Source organism: Bordetella genomosp. 13 (assembly GCF_007679965.1).
GTDB lineage: Bacteria > Pseudomonadota > Gammaproteobacteria > Burkholderiales > Burkholderiaceae_B > Bordetella.
Window position 1 is genome coordinate 97460 of sequence record NZ_VEHL01000014.1, and the last position, 20007, is coordinate 117466.

Genomic DNA, 20007 nt, shown 5'->3' on the forward strand with positions numbered 1-20007 from the left:
CCTGCCGCATGAGCGGAGCACCCCGTGTCTGTATCGCTGCGTGTCTGTGTCTGGATCGCCCCGTGTGCGGCAGCTGCGCTTGCCGTATGTATGGACGGTCCCTTGTGCGGCAGCTGCGCTTGCCGCGTACATGGATCGCTACGCGTTCAGCCGCGCGCCCGCCAGCGCCGCCGCTGCTCGAACAGGCAGATGGCGGCCGCGGCGCCCACGTTCAGCGACTCGACCGCGCCGGCCTCGTGCGGGATGCGCACGCGCAGCGACGCCGCGGCCAGCAGCTCGCCCGCCACGCCCTGGCCCTCGTGGCCGAACACCCAGGCGCAACGCTCGGGCAGGTCCGCGTCGTAGAGGTCCTGCGAACCGTCCAGCGCCGTGGCGACCAGCGGCACGGCCAGGCGGGGCAGGAGGCCGGCCAGATCCTGGTGTTCGTGGATGCACAGCGCGAAATGGGCGCCCTGCCCGCTGCGCAGCACCTTGGGCGACCAGGCGGCCGCCGTGCCGGTGGCCAGCAGCACGCGCGTGACGCCGGCCGCCGCGCAGGTGCGCAGCAAGGTGCCGACGTTGCCGGGGTCCTGGATGCGGTCGAACAGCACGCAGCTCTCGTCGATGCGCGCCGGCAGTTCCGGCTCGGGCGGCCGCACGGCGAAGACGACGCCCTGCCCGCTTTCCACGCTGGCGATATCGCGCAGCACGCGGGTGTCCAGCGCATAGCATTGCGGTTCGGGGACGCGCGCGGCCAGCGCGCGCAGTTCGGGCCGGTCCAGGCGCTCGGCATCGAAGACCGCCTGCTCGGGCGCGCCATGGTGATCCAGCCACGCCTGGCACAGGTGCACGCCGTCCAGCAGCACCCATTCGCCGCGGCGGCCCGTGCCGCCCGCCAGCTTGCGCAGCGCCTTCACCACCGGGTTGTCGCGGGACGTCAGGTGACGCATGGCTGCAGGTCGAAGGCCTTGATGGGCGCGAAGCTGCGCCGATGCTCGGGGCATGGCCCGAAGCGGCTCAGCACGTCCAGGTGCTGCGGCGTGCCGTAGCCCTTGTGGCGGTCGAAACCGTATTCCGGATACAGCGCGTGCAGGCGCAGCAGGTCGGCATCGCGGGCCGTCTTGGCCAGGATGGAAGCCGCCGAGATGGCCGGGACCGTGGCGTCGCCCTTGATCACCGTCTGTACCGCGCACGACAGCAGCGGCGCCTGGTTGCCGTCGACCAGGGCCAGCTGCGGCACCGTGGCCAGGCCCTGCACCGCGCGCTGCATCGCCAGCAGCGTCGCACGCAGGATGTTCATCGAGTCGATCTCCTGCACCGTGGCGAAGGCCACGCACCAGGCCAGCGAGCAGGCCTTGATCTGCTCGGCCAGCGTCTCGCGGCGCTCGGCGGCCAGCACCTTGGAATCGGCCAGGCCCTCGATCAGGCAGGCGGGGTCCAGGATGACGGCGGCCGCGTAGACGGCGCCGGCCAGGGGCCCGCGGCCCGCCTCGTCGACGCCGGCGATGACGGACGGCAGCGGCGCCGCCACGTCGGCGAACAGGTCAACTTGCGCCATGCGCCACCTCGAGTATGGCCTGCGCCGCCAGGGCCGGCGTATCGCGCAGCAGGTCCTGGTGCAGTGCCGTGAAACGCGCCTCGATGCGCGCCGCCTGGGCGTCGTCGGTCAGGGCCGTCCAGGTGGCGGCCTCCAGCGCCTGCGGCGTGGCGTCGTCCTGCAGAAGTTCGGGCACCGCGAAATCGCGCAGCAGCACGTTGGGCAGTCCCACCCAGGACAGGTAGGGACGCTGCTGGCCGGACTTCCACGTCATGATGCGGCGCATCCACGGCGACAGCACGTACGAGATGACCATGGGCCGCTTGTACAGCGCCGTCTCCAGCGTGGCGGTGCCGCTGGCCACCAGCACGGCGTTGGCGGCCTCCATCGCCGACCAGGCGATGGGTTGCGCGGCCTGCCCGTCGGCGGCCGCCCCGGCCATCACGCAGCGCAGCCCGGGCACCGGATACTGCGCCAGCAAGGCCTCGAACTCGGCGCGCCGCTGTTCGTTGACCATGGGCACGATGCATTGCAGCGCCGGATCGCGCCGCAGCAGCCCCTGGGCCGCCTGCAGGAAGCGCGGGCCCATCAGCTGGATCTCGGAGCCGCGGCTGCCCGGCAGGATGGCCAGCACGCGCGCCTGCGGGTCGATGCCCAGGCGCCGACGCGCCGCCAGGCGGTCGGGCTGCATGGGAATGGCGCCCGCCAGCGGATGGCCGACGTAGGTGACCGGCACGCGCTCCTTGCGGTAGATATCTTCCTCGAATGGAAACAGCACCAGCATGTGCGAGACCGATTCGCGGATCTTGTGGATGCGGTCGTAGCGCCAGGCCCAGATGGACGGGCCGACGAAGTGCACGGTGGGCGTGCCCGCCTGCTTCAGCTGGCGCTCCAGGCGCAGGTTGAAGTCGGGCGCGTCGATGCCCACGAACACCGACGGCGGCTGCGCCAGCCAGCGGTCGCGCACGTCGCGGTAGGTGCGCAGCAGGCTGGGCAGGCGCTTGAGCGCGTCGACGTAGCCGAACACGGTCAGCGCATGCATGGGATGCCAGGTGGCCAGGCCCTGCTGTTCCATGTGCGGCCCGCCGATGCCCTGGAAGGAGGCGCCGGGTTCGCGCCGGCGCAGGCCGGCGATGATGCGGCCGGCCAGCAGGTCGCCGGAGGGCTCGCCGGCCACCATGCCGATCCGCGGGACGCTGGCCGGGTCGGATTGCGTGTTCATGTGTTCTTCCGGATGGCCGACCAAGGGACGTCCACCAGGCAAAAGCCGCCATCGCGGCGGCTGCAGGGAGTCGATCGTGCGGCCGCCGCGCGGCATGCCTGCTTCCCGAGGGCAGGCGCACCCTGGGGACGCCACGCCTTGGTCATGGCCGGATCAGCCCGCGCGTGGACGCGTCGATGAAGTCGAGCATGACCTGCAGCGGCTCGGCTGCCTCCGGCTCGGCCTGCTGCCGGGCACGCAATTCGGCGCACGCCAGCTCCAGCGTCAGGCCGCGCCGATAGATCGCCTTGTAGGCGTCGCGCAGCGCCGAGATGACCGCCGGCGTGAAGCCGCGGCGCTTCAGGCCCTCGACATTGATGCCGACCGGGCGGCACGGGTTGCCCGCGCTCAGCACGTAGGGCGGCGTGTCCTGCATCAGTGAGCTGTTGCCGCCCGTCATGCTGTGCGCGCCGATCTTGCAGAACTGGTGCACCCCGGTCAGCCCGCCCACGATGGCCCAGTCGCCCACGTGCACATGGCCGCCCAGCTGCACCGAGTTGGCCAGGATGGTGTTGTTGCCGACGTGGCAGTCGTGCGCGATGTGCACGTAGGCCATGATCCAATTGTCGCTGCCCAGCGTGGTGACGCCGCCGTCCTGCACCGTGCCGGTGTTGAACGTGGTGAACTCGCGCACCGTATTGCGGTCGCCGATGACCAGGCGCGTGGGCTCGCCGGCATACTTCTTGTCCTGCGGCATGCCGCCGATGGAGCAGAAGCGGTAGAAACGGTTCTCGCGGCCCACCGTCGTCACGCCATCGAACACGCAGTGCGGCCCCAGCTCGGTGCCGGCGCCGATGGTGACGTCAGGCCCGACCACGCAATACGGACCGATGCGGGCCGTCGGGTCGACCTGCGCGGCAGGATCGACCACGGCGGTGGGATGGATGTTTCCGGACATTTAGTCTTCCAGGCTGCGGATGGCGCACATCAGTTTGGCCTCGGCCACGAGCTGGCCGTCGACCAGCGCGCGTCCCTGGTACTTGCAGATGCTGCGGCTCAGGCGCTCGGCCTCGACTTCCAGGCGCAGCTGGTCGCCCGGCACCACCGGGCGGCGGAACCGCGCGCCGTCGACGCCCACGAGGTAGTAAGCCGTCTTGGTGCCGTCGCACTTCAGGCCACCGCCCTCCTCGTCCGAGAACGAGAAAATGGCGGAGGCCTGCGCCATCGCCTCGATGATCAACACGCCCGGCATCACGGGATGATGGGGAAAATGTCCGGTGAAAAACGGTTCGTTGATCGAGACGTTCTTGATCGCCACGATGGACTTGCCCGGCACCATTTCCAGCACCCGGTCGACCAGCAGCATCGGGTAGCGATGCGGCAACCGGTTCATAATCCCCGCGATGTCGAGTTCCATGTCTTTCTCGTTCCTGCTCAGTCGATGAGGGTGACGGCGCATGGCCGGCGCGCCCGCGAAACAGCTTCGCGACGCGGCCGGCTACGCCGACGAATCTTTTTCCAACGCCCGGATCCGCTGGCGCAACTGGCCCAGCTGGGAGATCACGGCGGCGTTACGTTGCCATTGGCCATGTTCGGCGTAAGGATACACGCCCGTGTACTGGCCCGGCTTGGTGATGTTCGAGGTGACGGCGGTGCCCCCCGAAATGTGCACGTCGTCGGCCAGCGTCAGGTGGCCGGACAGCATCGAGGCGCCGCCGATGGTGCAGCGCTGCCCGATGACGGTGGAGCCGGCCACGCCCACGCAGGCCGCGATGGCCGTGTGCGCGCCGATGCGCACGTTGTGCGCCACCATGATCTGGTTGTCCAGCTTGACGCCGTCGCTGAGGGTGGTGTCCTCGAGGGCCCCGCGGTCGACGGTCGTGTTGGCGCCGATCTCGACGTCGTCGCCCACCCAGACCCCGCCCAGTTGCGAGATCTTGGTCCAGGCGCCCTGCCCCAGCGAAGGATCGGGAGCGAAGCCGAAACCGTCGGCGCCCAGCACGGCGCCGCTATGGATGATGGCGCGAGCGCCCACCCGCACGCCGTGATAGAGCGTCACGCGGGCGTGCAGGCGGCAATCCGGCCCCAGTTCCGACCCGCGGCCGATGACGCAGCCCGGCCCCAGCACGGTGCCGCGGCCGATGCGCGCGCCGGACTCGATGACGCAATGGGGACCGACGCTGACGCCGGCTTCGAGCGTGGCGTCGGGCGCAACGACGGCAAGGGGATGCACCCCCGCGGCGGCGTCCGGGCGGCCGGCGGCCTCGAACCATTGCGCCAGGCGGGCGTACAGCAGATAGGGATGGGCGCAGACCACCCGCGCATAAGGCGGCGGCGCGGGCAGCGCGCGCAGCGCCTCGGCGGCGACGGGCGGCACGATGACGGCCGCGGCCTGCGTGCCGGCCAACTGCGCCTGGTAGCGCTTGTTGGCCAGGAAGCTTATTTCTTCGGGGCCGGCACCCGACAGGGTGCCGATGCCGCGAATGCGGGGAAACTCATTCCCCGGGGGGCCTTCGAGCTGCCAGTCCAGGCCCCGGGTATCGGCGCCGGCCAACAGGACATCGAGGGTTGGCGCATGAGCGAGGTCCAGCAGAACCGGCATGGCTAGGGATCAGCGGCCCAGGCTCTGGATCACCTTGTCGGTGATGTCGACGCGCGGATTGACGGTGACCGCATCCTGCACGATCAGGTCGTAGTTCTCTTGCTCGGCGATGCGCTTGATGGCGTCGTTGGCCTTGGTCACGATGGACGAGAACTCTTCGTTGCGGCGGCGGTTGAAGTCTTCCTGCAGTTCCCGGCGCTTGCGCTGCAGATCCATGTCCAGGTTGGACAGTTCGCGCTGGCGCGACACGCGGTCGGAGTCCGACAGGACGGGAGAGTCCTTGTCGAACTTCTCGGCCTGCGAGCGCAGGTTCGAGCTCATGCGCTGCAACTCGTCTTCGCGGCGCTTGAATTCGGTTTCGATCTTGCTCTGGGCGGCCTTGGCCGGGCCCGACTCGCGCAGGATCCGCTCCGTGTTCACGAAGCCGATCTTGGTGCCTTGGGCCTGAGCCTGTGCGGCACCGGCGGCCACGGGACCCAGCAACAGCGCACCCGCCAGTGCAACCGCCATGCCAAGTTTGCCGCTGCGAGCGGTACCCAGGGTTTTGAGTGCAAAATCAGACATCATGAAAATCTCACCTTCGAATGAGGTAAAGCAAAGCGAACAAGACGATATTGTGCCATTAAACAACAGCAGCGCCGGGCTGCCGCTGTTTTTCCGGTGTTTTCATGCGTAACCGAACGATCAGAACCCCGTGCCGATCTGGAACTGGAAGCTCTGCTTGTCGTCGCCCGGCTTGGCATTGAGCGGACGGGCATACGACAGCTGCAGCGGGCCCAGCGGCGACTGCCACGACAGGCCGACGCCCGTCGAGTAGCGCCAGCCGCACGGGTCCTCGACCAGGTCGCCCGGCTTGCCGCTGGAGCAGCCCACGCCGCTGTTGGACGATACCTGGCCGGCATCGGCGAACAGGAACCAGCGCAGCGTACGGTCGCGCGAGGCGCCGGGGAACGGCAGGTACAGCTGCACGTTGCCCACCAGGCGGCGCGAACCGCCCAGGTAGTCGCTGGTCTCGGGATCGCGCGGGCCCAGCGAGGCGCCGTCGTAGCCGCGCACCGTGCCGATGCCGCCCGCGTACACGTTCTTGATGATCGGGTAGTCGTTGCCGCCATACGCACGGCCGTAGTCGGCCATGCCGTTGAAGGCCAGCGTGTACGACCGGCCCAGCGGCAGGTAGTACTGCTGCTGCGCCGTCAGCATGTAGTACTTCAGGTCGACCGTGCCCAGGTCGCCCTTCAGGCGGGTGTACGAGCCCTTGGTCGGCGCCAGCGCGCTGTCGCGCGTGTCCTTCGACCAGCCCACGTTGAAGATGACCGAGTTGGTCTTCTCGCCGTACTGGTCGACGAAGTTCTTGTAGGCCAGCGGCGAGTTGCTGTAGAGGCCGATCTGGTTGCGCTCGAGGTTGGCGCCGACGAACACGCGGTCGTATTCCGAGATCGGCACGCCGAAGTTCATGCCCAGGCCCATGGACTTGACGCGGTAGTCGCCGTCGTTGTTGTCCCAGGGCTCGGTGGTGCGGTAGTACACCGAGGTGGTGCGGCTGATGCCGTCCTTGGTGAAATACGGATCGGTGTGCGAGAGCACCGCGGCGCGGTTGATCGAGCTGGTGTTGACCTGCAGCGTCAGGTTGGTGCCGCTGCCGAAGACGTTGTCTTCGCTGATGCCGGCCGAAAGGATGGCCTTTTCGGTCGAACCATAGCCCACGCCCAGGTTGATCATGCCGGTGGGCTTTTCCTTCACGTCGACGTTGACGTCGACCTGGTCGGGCGAGCCCGGCACGGGATCGGTCTTGACGTTGACTTCGTTGAAGTAGCCCAGGCGGTCGACGCGGTCGCGCGAGACGCGGATGTCGCCGGCGTCGTACCAGGCCGATTCCTGCTGGCGCACTTCGCGGCGGATGACCTCGTCGCGGGTGCGCGTGTTGCCGCCCACCTGGATGCGTCGCACATACACGCGGCGGCTGGGGTCGACGTAGAACGTGACGTCGGCCTCGTGCTTGGCGCGGTCCAGCTGCGGATTGGGGTTGACGTTGGCGAACGCGTAGCCCAGGTCACCCAGGTAGTCGGTGATGGCCTTGGCCGAGGCGTTGGCCTGCGCGGCCGAGAAGACCTCGCCCTGCTTCACCTGCACCAGGTTGTTGATTTCCTTGTCCAGGCCCAGCAGGTTGCCCGCCAGCTTGACGTTGCGCACCTTGTAGGGCTCGCCTTCGTGCACGGTGATGGTGACGAAGATGTCCTTGCGGTCCGGCGAAATGGTGACCTGCGGCGGCTCGACCGAGAACTCGAGGTAGCCCTGGTCGAGGTAGAACGAGCGCAGGCGCTCGATGTCGCCCTCGAGCTTCTCGCGGGAGTACTTGTCGGTGTTGGTGTACCAGGTGAGCCAGCCGGGCGTGGTCAGGTCGAACTGGTCCAGGAGGTCGCTTTCCGAGAAGGCCTTGTTGCCCACCACGCGGATCTCGCGGATGCGGGCCACGTCGCCTTCGAAGACGTCGAAACTGACGCCGACGCGGTTGCGCGGCAGCGGCGTGACGGTGGAGGTGACCTCGACGCCGTACTTGCCCTTGCCCAGGTACTGTTCCTTCAGTTCGTATTCGGCGCGCTCGAGCATCGACTGGTCGAAGATGCGGCCTTCGCCGAAGCCGACCTGGTTCAGCGAGGTGGTGATGGCCTTGCTGTCGAACTCGCGCATGCCCGAGAACGTGATCGAGGCGATCGTCGGGCGCTCCTGCACCGCGACCACGACCACGTTGTTGTCGGTACGGATCTGCACGTCGCTGAAGAAGCCGGTGCTGTAGAGGCGGCGCACCGCCTCGGTGGCCTCGTCCTCGGTGAAGCGCTCGCCCACCTTGACCGGCAGGTAGCCGAAGACGGTGCCGGCATCGATACGCTGGATACCTTCGACGCGGATGTCACGGACAACGAAGGGGTCGAACGCCTGGGCGATCGACGGCACCAGCAGCGCGGCGGCCAGCAGGGTCGGGGCGAACACACGCCCCATCGGCCGCAGGCCACCCGTCAATCCCCCAGCAGTCCAGCCCCGTTTCGTCCAGCCCCGTTCCAACTGAATCATCCGGCGAAAAGACATCCTTGCGTATCCTTGGTAGAGCAGTGTGGCCCCCACGGGCGCCTGCGGCTTGCTGTCCCGCACGCGCGTCGTTCGACATGCGTGCGTCGGAAGTTTCCTGCCTGGGGCGGCCCGGCGGCAAAGCCGTGGATTTTATTCGATTCGCGACTAGGTGAACAGGCGCGAGAAATCGTTGAACAATGCCAGCCCCATGAGGCAGGCGAGCAATCCGATGCCGGCCCGCTGCCCCATCTCGATCCAGCGATCGGAAAGAGGACGGCCGCGCACGAATTCGACGAGATAGTACAGCAGATGGCCGCCGTCCAGCATGGGAATGGGCAGCAGGTTCAGGACGCCCAGGCTGATGCTGATCAGGGCCATGTAGGCGATGTAGGCCGCCAGGCCGATGCGCGCCGTCTGGCCTGCGTAGTCGGCGATGGTGACGGGGCCGCTGACGTTGCGCCACGAGACCTCGCCCATCACCATGCGGCCCATCATGCGCAGCGACAGGACGGCGGTGTCCCAGGTGCGCTGTGCACCGCGCCAGACGCTTTCCACCACGCCGTAGCGCACGGTGACCATGGGCAGGTCGCCGCCCACCTGCACGCCGATCCGGCCGATGGTACGGCCATCCACGGCCTCGGCCTTGGGGGTGACGGTGATGTTCAGCGGGGTGCCGTCGCGCACCACGGCCAGCGCCAGCGGCTGATCGGCATGCTTCTGGATCTGCTCGATCAACTGGCCCGCGTCCGGGTCGCGCAGGTCGCCGGCGCCGACGATGCGGTCACCGGCGCGCAGGCCCGCGGCCTCGCCGACGCTGCCCGCGAAGGCCTCGACCACCACCGGCTTGGGACGGGCCAGGCCCAGCCCGGTCCGGGTCAGCGGATCGTGCTCAGGGTCCATGTCGCCGGCGGCGATGTCCAGCGTGCGCTGCTGCGCCGCGCCGGCCTGCGTGCGCACGTCCAGCACGGCCTTGCCGCCCGAGGACAGCACATCCAGCAGGTGCCAGCGGGCGTCGTTCCAGGACTCGACGGGCTTGCCGTCGACGGCCTCGACGCGGTCCCCGCCCTGCACGCCCGCCTGCGCGGCCGCGGAGCCCGCCGCGGGTTGGGCCAGGATGGGCGCGGGCTCCTGGGTGCCCGCGATGTTCAGGCAGGCGTACAGGAAGACCGCCAGCACCAGGTTGAAGACAGGACCGGCGGCCACGATGGCGAAGCGCCGGCCGACGGACTGGGCGTTGAAGGATTGCGCGACCTCGGAGGCGGGCGCGCCGACCGGCGCGTCGTCCTGCATCTTGACGTAGCCGCCCAGCGGAATGGCGGAAATGGCCCATTCGGTGCCGTTGCGGTCGATGCGCCGCAGCAGCACCTTGCCGAATCCGACAGAAAAGCGCAGCACGCGCACGCCGCACAGCCGCGCCACCCAGTAATGACCCAGTTCGTGGAAGGTGATGAGGACGCCGAGCGCGACGGCGAAGGCAAGCAGCGTGAAAAGCATGGTCGGGCTTCCGAAGGAGTATCCGGGACCGAGGATTCGAAACCGGTGGGCGCGGGCAGAAAGCCCCCTTACGCCACCGCCAGGTTCCCCGCATAGGCGCGGACTTCGGCATCCAGGGCGAGCACGTCGCCCAGGCTGCCGAGGGTAACAGATGATCGGCCTGCCTGCCACTCGAGGGCCGCCGCGATCACCCGCGCGATCCAGGTATAGGGCAGGCGGCCTTCCAGGAAGGCCTGCACCGCGACCTCGTTGGCCGCGTTCAGGGCCACGCTGGCCGCCTGCCCGGCGCGCAGGGCGTCGAAGGACAGGCGCAGGCACGGGAAGCGCTCGAAGTCCGGCGCCTCGAAATCCAGGCGGCCCAGGCGGGCCAGGTCCAGCGCGCCGGGCACGCCGCTGGCGATGCGGTCCGGGAAGCCCAGCGCATAGGCGATGGGCGTGCGCATGTCGGGCTGGCCCAGCTGGGCCAGCACCGAGCCGTCCTCGTACTCGACCATGGAGTGGATGACGCTCTGCGGATGCACCACCACCTCGATGCGATCGGGCGGCATGGCGAACAGCCAGTGCGCCTCGATGACTTCCAGGCCCTTGTTGAGCATGGTGGCCGAATCCACCGAAATCTTGCGTCCCATGCTCCAGTTGGGATGGGCACAGGCCTGCTCGGGCGTGACGGCCTCGAGGTCGGCCGGATCGGCGCGGCGGAACGGCCCCCCCGAGGCGGTCAGCAGCAGCCGGCGCACGCCGGCCGCGGGCTCGGTCGGGGCGCTGGCGCGCGCGCCGTGCGGCAGGCACTGGAAGATGGCGTTGTGTTCGCTGTCGATGGGCAGCAGTTCGGCGCCGCTTTCGCGCACGGCCTGCATGAACAGCGGGCCGGCGGCCACCAGCGCCTCTTTGTTGGCCAGCAGCACGCGCTTGCCGGCACGCGCGGCGGCCAGGGCCGAGGGCAGTCCCGCGGCGCCGACGATGGCGGCCATCACGGTGTCGCAGCCCGCATCCGCGGCGGTGTCGGCCAGCGCCTGGGCGCCGACGCGAATCTCGGGCGGCCGCCCTGCCCCCCGCCATGCGGCCAGGAAACGGCCGCGCGCGGCGTCGTCGGGCACCACCACCACGGCGGCGCGGCTGGCGGCGGCCTGCTCGGCCAGCTGTTCCATGCGGCTGTGCGCCGACAGCGCATACACCGACATCCGCTCGGGATGGCGGGCGATGACATCCAGGGTGCTGACCCCGATCGAGCCGGTCGAACCCAGCACGACCACGCGTTGCATAGCGTTCACTGAAACCCCTGCCTGCGGCAGCCTCAAGACATGACGCCGGACAGCAGCAGCGCGACCGGCATGACGGGAATGATGGCGTCGATACGATCGTAGACGCCGCCGTGGCCCGGCAACAGCGAGCTGGAATCCTTGCGGCCGGCGCGGCGCTTGAGCAGCGATTCGAACAGGTCGCCCATGATGGCGATCATGCCCAGCAGCGCGGCCAGCGGGATGGCGCCCCAGACGGTCCAGCGCTCGACCAGCAGGGCGCCGAAGGTGCCCTGCCACAGCGAGGACAGCAGGATCCAGATGACGGCGCCGGCCACGCCGGCGATGGCGCCCTCGATGGTCTTGCCGGGGCTGACGCGCGGCGCCAGCTTGTGCCTGCCCAGCGCGCGCCCTGCGAAATAGGCGGCGATGTCTGCCACCCAGACCAGCGCCAGCAGCGACACCACGAATACGCCGCCATAGGCCAGGTACATCAGGGCCAGCACGGCCCAGCCGGTGACCAGCGCCAACGGCGCGAACAGCGACCAGCCCACGCTGCCGGGCGGCGCGTCGGCGCGCCCTTTCACGACGGCGACCGAGGCGCCCAGCAGCCACACCAGGCTGGCGGCCGGCGCGAGCACGGCCGAGACGAAGCGCTGCAGCGGCAGGGCGAGATCGCCGCCCTGCGCCCACAGGCCCGCCGTGCCCAGCATCACCACGAACAGCAGGATGGCGGTGGCGGGCCCGGTGGCGCGCGGCAGGTCCGCGGGCAGCGTCAGGCGCAGCCACTCCCACGCCGCGCAGGCGCTGGCCAGCGCCAGCAGCGCCAGGAACCACATGGGTTGATCGGAAGCGAGCGCGCCGGCCAGGATGGCCAGCAGCACGATGGCGGTCAGGATGCGCTGGCCTAGCATGGGCGGGCTCCTTTCAACGTGGGGCGTCGTCGCGCAGTTGGGCGCTGGTTCGGCCGAAACGGCGCTCGCGGGTGCGGTACCACTCGAAGGCCGCCTCCAGAGAATCCGCGCCGAAATCCGGCCAGTACAAGTCGGTGAAATACAGCTCGGTGTAGGCGAGCTGCCAGATCAGAAAATTGGAAATGCGCTGTTCGCCGCCCGTGCGGATGAACAGGTCGGGCTCGGGCGCCCAGGCCATCGACAGGTGCGAGGCCAGTTCGGCCTCCTCGATGCGCTGCGGATCGGCCGCCAGCTCGGGACGCGCCGCCAGCATGGCGCGCGTGGCCTGCAGCACGTCCCAGCGGCCGCCGTAGTTGGCGGCGATGGAAAGGTGCAGGCGGTCGTTGTGCGCGGTGCGAGCCTGGGCGGCATCGATCAGGTCGCGCAGGCGCGGCTCGAAGGGCGACAGGTCGCCCACCACGCGCAGGCGCACGCCCTGCTCCTGCAGCTTGTCGACCTCGCGTTCGAGCGCCTGCACGAACAGGCGCATCAGCAGCGACACCTCGTCGGCGGGCCGCCGCCAGTTCTCGGAACTGAAGGCGAACAGCGTCAGGTAGCGCACCCCGGCGCGGCCGCACTGCTCGACCACGCGGCGCACCGCCTGCACGCCCTTGGCGTGGCCAGCGGTACGCGGCAGGTGCCGGCGCGTGGCCCAGCGGCCGTTGCCATCCATGATGATGGCGACGTGCTTGGGGATCGCGCCGGTCTCGGGAACCGCCTGGGTGGAACTGATGGCCATGGGCGGACGGCCTCAGACCGTCATGATCTCGGCTTCTTTCTGCGCGACCATCTTGTCGATGTCGGCGACGAAACGGTCCGTCAGCTTCTGCACGTCGTCCTGGCCGCGGCGCTCGTCGTCCTCGGAGATGGTCTTGTCCTTGACCAGCTTCTTCAGGGTTTCGTTGGCTTCGCGGCGCAGGTTGCGCACGGCCACCTTGGCGTCCTCGCCTTCGCTCTTGACCACCTTGGTCAGGTCGCGGCGGCGCTCTTCGGTCAGGGCGGGCATCGGCACGCGGATGCTGTCGCCCAGCGCGACCGGGTTCAGGCCCAGGTCGGACTCGCGGATGGCCTTCTCGATGGGGCCGGCCATGTTCTTCTCGTACGGCTGCACGCTGATGGTGCGCGCGTCGACCAGGTTGACGTTGGCCACCTGGCCCACGGGCACGGGCGAACCGTAGTATTCGACCTGCACGTGATCCAGGATGCCGGTGTGCGCGCGGCCGGTGCGGATCTTGGCCAGGTTCGTCTTCAGGGTTTCCAGGGACTTCGTCATCCTGGTTTCTGCGGACTTGCGGGTATCTGCGACGCTCATGGTCTTTTTCCTTGCTTGCTTGGACTTAGACGTGGACCAGGGTGCCTTCGTCCTCGCCACCGATGGCGCGCTTGAGCGCCCCCGATTTATTGATCGAAAACACCTTGATGGGCAGTTTCTGGTCACGGCACAGCGCGAAGGCCGTGGCGTCCATGACTTCCAGACGACGCACGATGGCCTCGTCGAAACTGATGCGCGAATAACGGGTGGCGGTGGGATCCTTGTTGGGATCCGCGCTGTAGATGCCGTCCACCTTGGTGGCCTTCAGCACGATCTCGGCGCCGATCTCGGCGCCGCGCAACGCGGCGGCCGTGTCGGTGGTGAAGAACGGGTTGCCCGTGCCGGCGGCGAAGATCACCACCCTGCCCTCTTCGAGGTAGCGCAGGGCCTTGGGACGGATGTAGGGCTCGACGACCTGGTCGATGTTCAGGGCCGATTGCACGCGGGTGTCGACACCGCGGTGCTTCAGCGCGTCCTGCAGCGCCAGGGCGTTCATGATGGTGGCCATCATGCCCATGTAGTCGGCGGTGGCGCGGTCCATGCCCTGCGCACCGGGCGCGACGCCACGGAAGATGTTGCCCCCACCGATGACGATGGCCAGTTCGACGCCGGAGGCCGCAACCTCGGCGATCTCCTCGGTCATGCGGATGATGGTGCTGCGATTGATGCCGAACGCATCCTCGCCCATCAGCGCTTCGCCAGAAAGTTTGAGAAGAACCCGTTTGTATGATCTGCTGCTCATAGGCGATATCCCGAAGAACGATCCGACGAAAGTGTATGACAAGAAACGGGCCGGGCCCGGCAACCGCGCTGGCGGCTCCTGGGCACCGGCCCGTGCGGCCCCTTAGCGGGCGGCTGCGGCGGCGGCGACTTCGGCGGCGAAGTCGGTCGTCTTCTTCTCGATGCCCTCGCCCACCACGTACAGCACGAACTTGCTGATGGTAGCGCTCTTTTCCTTGAGCATCTGTTCCACGCTCTGCTTGTCGTTCTTGACGAACGGCTGGGACAGCAGCGTGACTTCCTTCAGGAACTTCTGGACCGAACCTTCGACCATCTTGGCGACGATCTCGGCAGGCTTGCCAGACTCGGCGGCCTTCTGCTCGGCGACCGAACGCTCGGTGGCGATATCCTCGGCGGCGACGCCGCTGGCGTCCAGCGCCTTGGGCTTGGTGGCCGCGATGTGCATGGCCAGGTCCTTGCCCACTTCGTCGGCGCCCGAGTACTCGACCAGCACGCCGATGCGGCCGCCGTGCACGTAGCTGGCCAGCGCGTTCGGCGTCTCGATGCGCTCGAAGCGGCGGATCGAGATGTTTTCGCCGATCTTGCCGATCAGGGCGGTGCGGGTGGTGTCGACGGTGCCTTCACCGAACGGCAGGGCCGACAGCGCGGCCACGTCGGCCGGGTTCTGCGTGGCGACCAGCTCGGCCAGCTTGTTGACGAAGGCGACGAAGTCGTCGTTCTTGGCCACGAAGTCGGTTTCGCAGTTGACTTCCAGCACGGCGCCCTTCTTGGCGTCGGCGCTGATGAACAGGCCGATCAGGCCCTCGGCGGTGACGCGGGAGGCAGCCTTGCTGGCCTTGTTACCCAGCTTGACGCGCAGCAGTTCCTCGGCGCGAGCCAGATCGCCTTCGGCTTCCGTCAGGGCCTTCTTGCACTCCATCATGGGGGCGTCGGTCTTTTCGCGCAGCTCTTTGACCAGCGCGGCGGTAATTTCAGCCATGGTTTGCTCCAAATTTCGCTAAGACATGCCCCGGAGGACCGGGGCAAGGGTATGGATGTTACGCAACGGACGGACCCGCCGGCATTGCGGCGGACGGGCGCAATCCGTGCGCCACGGGCACGGCGGCCGGACGGCGGGCGGGTTGCCCCGCCCCATCCTAGCCGCCGGAGGTTACAGGCTCATGGGCGGGCGACTGTGCCTCGTCCCAGGCCTGCCAGCGGCTTCAGCCCTGGTTTTCCTGGACTTCCACGAACTCTTCCTGGCCTTCGCCGAGTTCTTCGACCAGACCGTTGATGTTCTGTTCGCGGCCTTCCAGAACGGCGTCGGCGATGCCCTTGGCGTACAGCGCGATGGCCTTGGCCGAGTCATCGTTGCCGGGGATGATGTAGTCGATGCCGTCGGGCGAGTGGTTGGTGTCCACCACGGCGACCACCGGGATGCCCAGCACGCGGGCTTCGGCGACGGCGATCTTGTGGTAGCCCACGTCGATGACGAACAGGGCGTCGGGCAGGCCGTTCATGTCCTTGATGCCGCCGATCGACTTGTTCAGCTTGTCCAGTTCGCGTTGGAACAGCAGGCCTTCCTTCTTGATCATGCGCTCGGCGCCGCCTTCGGCGACGACGACTTCCATGTCCTTCAGGCGCTTGATCGAGGTCTTGACCGTCTTGAAGTTGGTCAGCATGCCGCCCAGCCAGCGGGCGTCGACGTAGGGCATGCCGCAACGGGCGGCTTCGGCGGCGACCAGCTCGCGAGCGGCGCGCTTGGTACCGACGAACAGGATGTTGCCGCCGCGGGCAGCCAGCTGCTTCACGAACTTGGTGGCGTCCTGGTACTTCTCGACCGTCTTTTCCAGGTTGACGATGTGGATCTTGTTACGATGGCCGAAGATGTAGGGAGCCATCTTCGGGTTCCAGTAACGGGTCTGGTGGCCGAAGTGGACGCCGGCTTCGAGCATTTCACGCATGAGGGACATATAAAATCTCCAAGGGTTGGGTCTTGCGCCAATGCCAGTACCAGTGGATGGATTCAAGGCAGCTTCGGAAAAGGAAGCCTCTTGCCCTGCCCACCGCTCCGGACCCTTTGCGGCACGACGCGCGATTTTTCGTACACTGAGTAAAAACCCCTAGCAAGAACGGCGTATCAAACCCGTCCCTAGCACGGAGGTGTGTTTTTACCTTAGTACCGAGCCTGCCCGAAAATTCGGGAAAGCCTATAATTCTACTATCTTTCCAAGCAACTGCTCAAGTCGCGGCGCACAAACCCGCGAGGAGAGCCGATCAAGAGATACATGGGACTCATAACCGATCCGGCCGACCTGGCCAAGATGCGCGCCGCCTGCCAGGATGCCGCCAAGATCCTCGACTTCATCACCCCGTACGTCAAGCCGGGCATTACCACGGGCGAACTCGACCGCCTGTGCCTGGAATACCTGACCGACGAACTGAAGGTGAAGTCCGCTACGGTAGGCTATGCGCCGCCTGGCTATCCGCCCTTCCCCGGCGCCATCTGTACGTCTGTCAACCACCAGATCTGCCACGGCATCCCGGGCGACAAGGTGCTTAAGAACGGCGACTCGCTGAACATCGACGTCACCATCATCAAGGATGGCTGGTTCGGCGACACCAGCCGCATGTACCACGTGGGCGAACCCTCCATCCTGTCGCGCCGCTTGGCCGACATCACCTTCGAGTGCATGTGGAAGGGCATCCAGCAGGTGCGCAACGGCGCCACGCTGGGCGACGTGGGCTCGGCCATCCAGAAGCACGCCGAATCCAACGGCTTCTCCGTGGTGCGCGAGTTCTGCGGCCACGGCATCGGCCGCCGCTTCCACGAAGACCCGCAGGTGCTGCATTACGGCAAGCCCGGCACGGGCGTGCGCCTGGTCACCGGCATGCTGTTCACCATCGAGCCGATGATCAACGCCGGCCGGCGCGAGATCCGCCAGCTGTCCGACGGCTGGACCGTGGTCACGCGCGACCACAGCCTGTCGGCCCAGTGGGAGCACGCCGTGTGCGTCACCGACACCGGCTACGAGGTGCTGACCGTCTCTCCCGGCATGCCCGCCCCGCCCGCCTTCATCACCGAGCCCGTCGGCATTCCCGCCCTCTGACCTGCGCCACCGCCACGCCGCCCGCATGGATCCCATCGACCTGACCCCGCTGAAGACGCGCCTGCAGGCGGCCCGCGCTGCGGCCATCGCCGAGTTCCGCGAACACCGCCGCCCCGATCCGCTGCTGGCCGAGCTGCGCCGCATCGTTGACCAGGCTCTGCGCGAGCTGGTGCGGCTGTGCCCGCTGCCGGCGGGCGCCACGATGGCGGCCGTGGGCGGCTATGGCCGCGGCGAGCTCTATCCGCACTCCGACGTCGACCTGCTGATCCTGCTGCCGCAGGCGCCGGGCCCGCAGGACGAAGGCGCCATCGAGCAACTGGTGGCCGCGCTGTGGGACCTGGGCCTGGAGCCCGGCCACAGCGTGCGCACCATCGAGGAATGCGAACAGGAGGCCCAGGCCGACATCACGGTCGAGACCGCGCTGCTGGAATCGCGCTGGCTGGCCGGCAGCCGCTCGCTGATGAAGCGCTTCGAGCAGGCCATGCACGCGCGGCTCGATGCCCGCGCCTTCTTCCAGGCCAAGCGGGTCGAGATGCAGCAGCGCCATGCGCGCCACCGCGACTCGCCCTACTCGCTCGAACCGAACTGCAAAGAGTCCCCCGGCGGCCTGCGCGACCTGCAGGTCATCCTGTGGATGGCGCGCGCGGCCGACGTCGGCGGCACCTGGCGCGAGGTGGCGCAGGCCGGCCTGCTCACGCCCACCGAGGCGCGCGACCTGCGCCGCGCCGAACAGGCCTTCAAGCGCCTGCGCATCGAACTGCACCTGCTGACCGGCCGCCGCGAGGACCGCGTGCTGTTCGACCTGCAGCCCGGCCTGGCCGAGGTCTACGGCATCCAGGCCACCGCCACCCGGCGCGCCAGCGAACTGCTGATGCAGCGCTATTACTGGGCCGCGCGCCTGGTGACGCAGCTCAACGTGATCCTGGTGCAGAACATCGAAGAGCGGCTGTTTCCGCGCCCCGAAGACGACGCCCGTCAGATCGACGAGGATTTCCGCAACCTGCACGACAGGCTGGACATCGTCCGCGACGACTGCTTCGAACGCAATCCCACCCTGCTGCTGCGCGCCTTCCTGGTGATGCAGCAGCAACCCGAACTGAACGGCATGTCGGCGCGCACCATGCGCGCCATCTGGCACTCGCGCCACCGCATCGATGCGCAGTTCCGCCGCAATCCGGTCAACCGCCGGCTGTTCCTGCAGATCCTGCAGCAGCCGCGCGGCATCGTGCACGAACTGCGCCGCATGACCATGCTGAACATCCTGCCGCGCTACCTGCCGGTGTTCCGACGCATCGTCGGGCAGATGCAGCACGACCTGTTCCACGTCTATACCGTCGACCAGCACACCCTGGCCGTGGTGCGCAACCTGCGTCGCTTCACCATGCCGGAGCACGCACAGGAGTACCCCTTCGCCAGCCAGCTGATCGCCAGCCTGGACCGCCACTGGGTCCTGTACGTGGCGGCGCTGTTCCACGACATCGCCAAGGGCCGCGGCGGCGACCATTCGGAACTGGGCGCGCGCGAGGTGCGCCGCTTCGCGCACGAGCACGGCCTGGATCCGGCGGACGCCGAGCTGGCCGAGTTCCTGGTGCGCCAGCACCTGCTCATGTCGGCCGTGGCGCAGAAGCGCGACCTCAGCGATCCCGCCGTGGTGCAGGAGTTCGCCGCCAAGGTCGGCGACGAGCGCCACCTGACCGCGCTGTACCTGCTTACCGTGGCCGACATCCGCGGCACCAGTCCCAAGGTCTGGAACGCCTGGAAGGGCAAGCTGCTGGAAGACCTGTACCGTCTCACCCTGGCGGCCTTGGGCGGCACGCATCCGGACGCGCACACCGTGCTGTCGCAGCGCAAGGAAGAGGCCGCCGCCCTGACCCGCCTGGCCGGCCTGCGCGACGATGCGCGCGAGGCTTTCTGGCGCCAGCTGGACGTGGCCTATTTCCTGCGCCACGACGCTTCCGAGATCGCCTGGCACACCCGCCACCTGTACTACCAGGTGGCGCCCGACCGGCCCGTGGTGCGCGCGCGTCCCACCGAGCAAGGCGAAGGCCTGCAGATCATGGTCTACACGCCCGACGTGCCTGACCTGTTCGTCAACACGTGCAGCTATTTCGACGCCAAGTCGCTCAGCGTGCAGGACGCCCGCGTGCACACCACGCGGCACGGCTGGGCGCTGGACAGCTACATCGTGCTGCCGCCCGAAGGCCAGTCCGACCTGCGCGCGCTGGCGCCGCTGGTGGAGCACGAACTCGCCGAGCGCCTGAGCCTGCGGCGCGAGGAAGTGTCGCAGTTGCCGCCCGTGCGGCACTACCGCTCGCGCCAATCTCGGCTGTCCAGGCTGTTCCCGGTCATGCCGCAGGCGCAGCTGGACCCCGACGAGGGCAGCCGCTCGTGGCGCCTGTCGGTCACCGCCACCGACCGTCCGGGCCTGCTGCACGCGCTGGGACGCGTGTTCGCAGACAACGAGGTCAGCCTCATCATGGCCAAGATCATGACGCTGGGCGACCGCGTGGAAGACGTGTTCATCATTTCGGGCGCGGCGCTGGAACGGCCGCGCACGCAGATGCAGTTCGAGCGGGCCGTGCTCCGCGCGCTGGCGGGCGACGAGGCGCAGCAGCAGGCCGCGGCCTGAGCCCGCCGGGCCGCTCCCAAGGGCGAATACCGGAGTGCGGAGCACGAAGGTTCATCTGCCCCCGCCGGGCCGCTCCCAAGGGCGAATACCGGAGTGCGGAGCCGCCCATAGGGCGAATGTTGGAGCGCGGAGCACGAAGGTGCCCTGCCGAGGCCTGCGCGGCATC

The 20007-nt window shown here is 68.3% G+C and carries 18 protein-coding genes; 2 read left to right on the forward strand and 16 right to left on the reverse strand.

Annotated features, from left to right (window positions below; all coding sequences use genetic code 11):
• Positions 1-146 precede the first annotated feature (146 nt).
• The 16 genes from FS845_RS26000 to rpsB form a co-directional block, all read right to left on the reverse strand.
• A complete protein-coding gene (locus tag FS845_RS26000) occupies positions 147-929 on the reverse strand; it encodes a TrmH family RNA methyltransferase (protein WP_144641445.1) in 783 nt (260 codons plus the stop codon).
• The gene (gene rnhB / locus FS845_RS26005) at positions 917-1537 is read right to left on the reverse strand and encodes a ribonuclease HII (protein ID WP_144641448.1); all 621 of its coding nucleotides are present in this window, start codon (positions 1535-1537) and stop codon (positions 917-919) included. The genes FS845_RS26000 and rnhB overlap by 13 nt, the downstream gene beginning before the upstream one ends.
• Positions 1524-2738 carry a lipid-A-disaccharide synthase gene (lpxB, locus tag FS845_RS26010; RefSeq protein ID WP_144641451.1) on the reverse strand — a complete coding sequence of 405 codons (1215 nt, stop codon included), beginning with the start codon at positions 2736-2738 and terminating at the stop codon, positions 1524-1526. The genes rnhB and lpxB overlap by 14 nt, the downstream gene beginning before the upstream one ends.
• A gap of 142 nt (positions 2739-2880) precedes the next feature.
• Positions 2881-3675, reverse strand: a complete 795-nt coding sequence (gene lpxA / locus FS845_RS26015) for an acyl-ACP--UDP-N-acetylglucosamine O-acyltransferase (protein ID WP_144641454.1) — start codon at positions 3673-3675, stop codon at positions 2881-2883.
• Positions 3676-4134 carry a 3-hydroxyacyl-ACP dehydratase FabZ gene (fabZ, locus tag FS845_RS26020; protein WP_144641457.1) on the reverse strand — a complete coding sequence of 153 codons (459 nt, stop codon included), beginning with the start codon at positions 4132-4134 and terminating at the stop codon, positions 3676-3678.
• An 81-nt stretch (positions 4135-4215) separates the two neighbouring features.
• Positions 4216-5319 carry a UDP-3-O-(3-hydroxymyristoyl)glucosamine N-acyltransferase gene (gene lpxD, locus FS845_RS26025; RefSeq protein WP_144641460.1) on the reverse strand — a complete coding sequence of 368 codons (1104 nt, stop codon included), beginning with the start codon at positions 5317-5319 and terminating at the stop codon, positions 4216-4218.
• 9 nt (positions 5320-5328) lie between these two features.
• Positions 5329-5886 carry an OmpH family outer membrane protein gene (locus FS845_RS26030; protein ID WP_144641462.1) on the reverse strand — a complete coding sequence of 186 codons (558 nt, stop codon included), beginning with the start codon at positions 5884-5886 and terminating at the stop codon, positions 5329-5331.
• A gap of 117 nt (positions 5887-6003) precedes the next feature.
• Positions 6004-8307 carry an outer membrane protein assembly factor BamA gene (bamA, locus tag FS845_RS26035; protein WP_409929343.1) on the reverse strand — a complete coding sequence of 768 codons (2304 nt, stop codon included), beginning with the start codon at positions 8305-8307 and terminating at the stop codon, positions 6004-6006.
• Between the two features lie 243 nt (positions 8308-8550).
• The gene (rseP, locus tag FS845_RS26040) at positions 8551-9879 is read right to left on the reverse strand and encodes an RIP metalloprotease RseP (RefSeq protein WP_144641468.1); all 1329 of its coding nucleotides are present in this window, start codon (positions 9877-9879) and stop codon (positions 8551-8553) included.
• 68 nt (positions 9880-9947) lie between these two features.
• The gene (locus FS845_RS26045; RefSeq protein ID WP_144641471.1) at positions 9948-11150 is read right to left on the reverse strand and encodes a 1-deoxy-D-xylulose-5-phosphate reductoisomerase; all 1203 of its coding nucleotides are present in this window, start codon (positions 11148-11150) and stop codon (positions 9948-9950) included.
• A 23-nt stretch (positions 11151-11173) separates the two neighbouring features.
• Positions 11174-12031, reverse strand: a complete 858-nt coding sequence (locus tag FS845_RS26050; protein ID WP_144641474.1) for a phosphatidate cytidylyltransferase — start codon at positions 12029-12031, stop codon at positions 11174-11176.
• Between the two features lie 13 nt (positions 12032-12044).
• Complete coding sequence (gene uppS, locus FS845_RS26055) at positions 12045-12809, reverse strand: polyprenyl diphosphate synthase (RefSeq protein WP_144641477.1); 765 nt, start codon at positions 12807-12809, stop codon at positions 12045-12047.
• A gap of 12 nt (positions 12810-12821) precedes the next feature.
• The gene (gene frr, locus FS845_RS26060; protein WP_144641480.1) at positions 12822-13382 is read right to left on the reverse strand and encodes a ribosome recycling factor; all 561 of its coding nucleotides are present in this window, start codon (positions 13380-13382) and stop codon (positions 12822-12824) included.
• A 25-nt stretch (positions 13383-13407) separates the two neighbouring features.
• On the reverse strand, positions 13408-14124 hold the full coding sequence (gene pyrH, locus FS845_RS26065; RefSeq protein WP_066409287.1) for a UMP kinase: 717 nt from the start codon (positions 14122-14124) through the stop codon (positions 13408-13410).
• Positions 14125-14226: 102 nt separating this feature from the next.
• Positions 14227-15102, reverse strand: coding sequence for a translation elongation factor Ts (tsf, locus tag FS845_RS26070; RefSeq protein WP_144641483.1), 876 nt, complete (start codon positions 15100-15102; stop codon positions 14227-14229).
• Between the two features lie 223 nt (positions 15103-15325).
• The gene (gene rpsB / locus FS845_RS26075) at positions 15326-16075 is read right to left on the reverse strand and encodes a 30S ribosomal protein S2 (RefSeq protein WP_144641486.1); all 750 of its coding nucleotides are present in this window, start codon (positions 16073-16075) and stop codon (positions 15326-15328) included.
• Positions 16076-16390: 315 nt separating this feature from the next.
• Here rpsB and map point away from each other — a divergent pair, with 315 nt between their 5' ends.
• Together map and FS845_RS26085 are read left to right on the forward strand one after the other, a co-directional pair.
• The gene (map, locus tag FS845_RS26080) at positions 16391-17212 is read left to right on the forward strand and encodes a type I methionyl aminopeptidase (RefSeq protein WP_144641489.1); all 822 of its coding nucleotides are present in this window, start codon (positions 16391-16393) and stop codon (positions 17210-17212) included.
• A gap of 25 nt (positions 17213-17237) precedes the next feature.
• Positions 17238-19841, forward strand: coding sequence for a [protein-PII] uridylyltransferase (locus FS845_RS26085; protein WP_144641492.1), 2604 nt, complete (start codon positions 17238-17240; stop codon positions 19839-19841).
• Positions 19842-20007: the final 166 nt, after the last annotated feature.

Coding starts and splice junctions, on each gene's coding strand:
- FS845_RS26000 (WP_144641445.1), bottom strand. CDS start 929: ATGCGTCACCTGACGTCCCGCGACAACCCGGTGGTGAAGGCGCTGCGC.
- rnhB (WP_144641448.1), bottom strand. CDS start 1,537: ATGGCGCAAGTTGACCTGTTCGCCGACGTGGCGGCGCCGCTGCCGTCC.
- lpxB (WP_144641451.1), bottom strand. CDS start 2,738: ATGAACACGCAATCCGACCCGGCCAGCGTCCCGCGGATCGGCATGGTG.
- lpxA (WP_144641454.1), bottom strand. CDS start 3,675: ATGTCCGGAAACATCCATCCCACCGCCGTGGTCGATCCTGCCGCGCAG.
- fabZ (WP_144641457.1), bottom strand. CDS start 4,134: ATGGAACTCGACATCGCGGGGATTATGAACCGGTTGCCGCATCGCTAC.
- lpxD (WP_144641460.1), bottom strand. CDS start 5,319: ATGCCGGTTCTGCTGGACCTCGCTCATGCGCCAACCCTCGATGTCCTG.
- FS845_RS26030 (WP_144641462.1), bottom strand. CDS start 5,886: ATGATGTCTGATTTTGCACTCAAAACCCTGGGTACCGCTCGCAGCGGC.
- rseP (WP_144641468.1), bottom strand. CDS start 9,879: ATGCTTTTCACGCTGCTTGCCTTCGCCGTCGCGCTCGGCGTCCTCATC.
- FS845_RS26050 (WP_144641474.1), bottom strand. CDS start 12,031: ATGCTAGGCCAGCGCATCCTGACCGCCATCGTGCTGCTGGCCATCCTG.
- uppS (WP_144641477.1), bottom strand. CDS start 12,809: ATGGCCATCAGTTCCACCCAGGCGGTTCCCGAGACCGGCGCGATCCCC.
- frr (WP_144641480.1), bottom strand. CDS start 13,382: ATGAGCGTCGCAGATACCCGCAAGTCCGCAGAAACCAGGATGACGAAG.
- pyrH (WP_066409287.1), bottom strand. CDS start 14,124: ATGAGCAGCAGATCATACAAACGGGTTCTTCTCAAACTTTCTGGCGAA.
- tsf (WP_144641483.1), bottom strand. CDS start 15,102: ATGGCTGAAATTACCGCCGCGCTGGTCAAAGAGCTGCGCGAAAAGACC.
- rpsB (WP_144641486.1), bottom strand. CDS start 16,075: ATGTCCCTCATGCGTGAAATGCTCGAAGCCGGCGTCCACTTCGGCCAC.
- map (WP_144641489.1), top strand. CDS start 16,391: ATGGGACTCATAACCGATCCGGCCGACCTGGCCAAGATGCGCGCCGCC.
- FS845_RS26085 (WP_144641492.1), top strand. CDS start 17,238: ATGGATCCCATCGACCTGACCCCGCTGAAGACGCGCCTGCAGGCGGCC.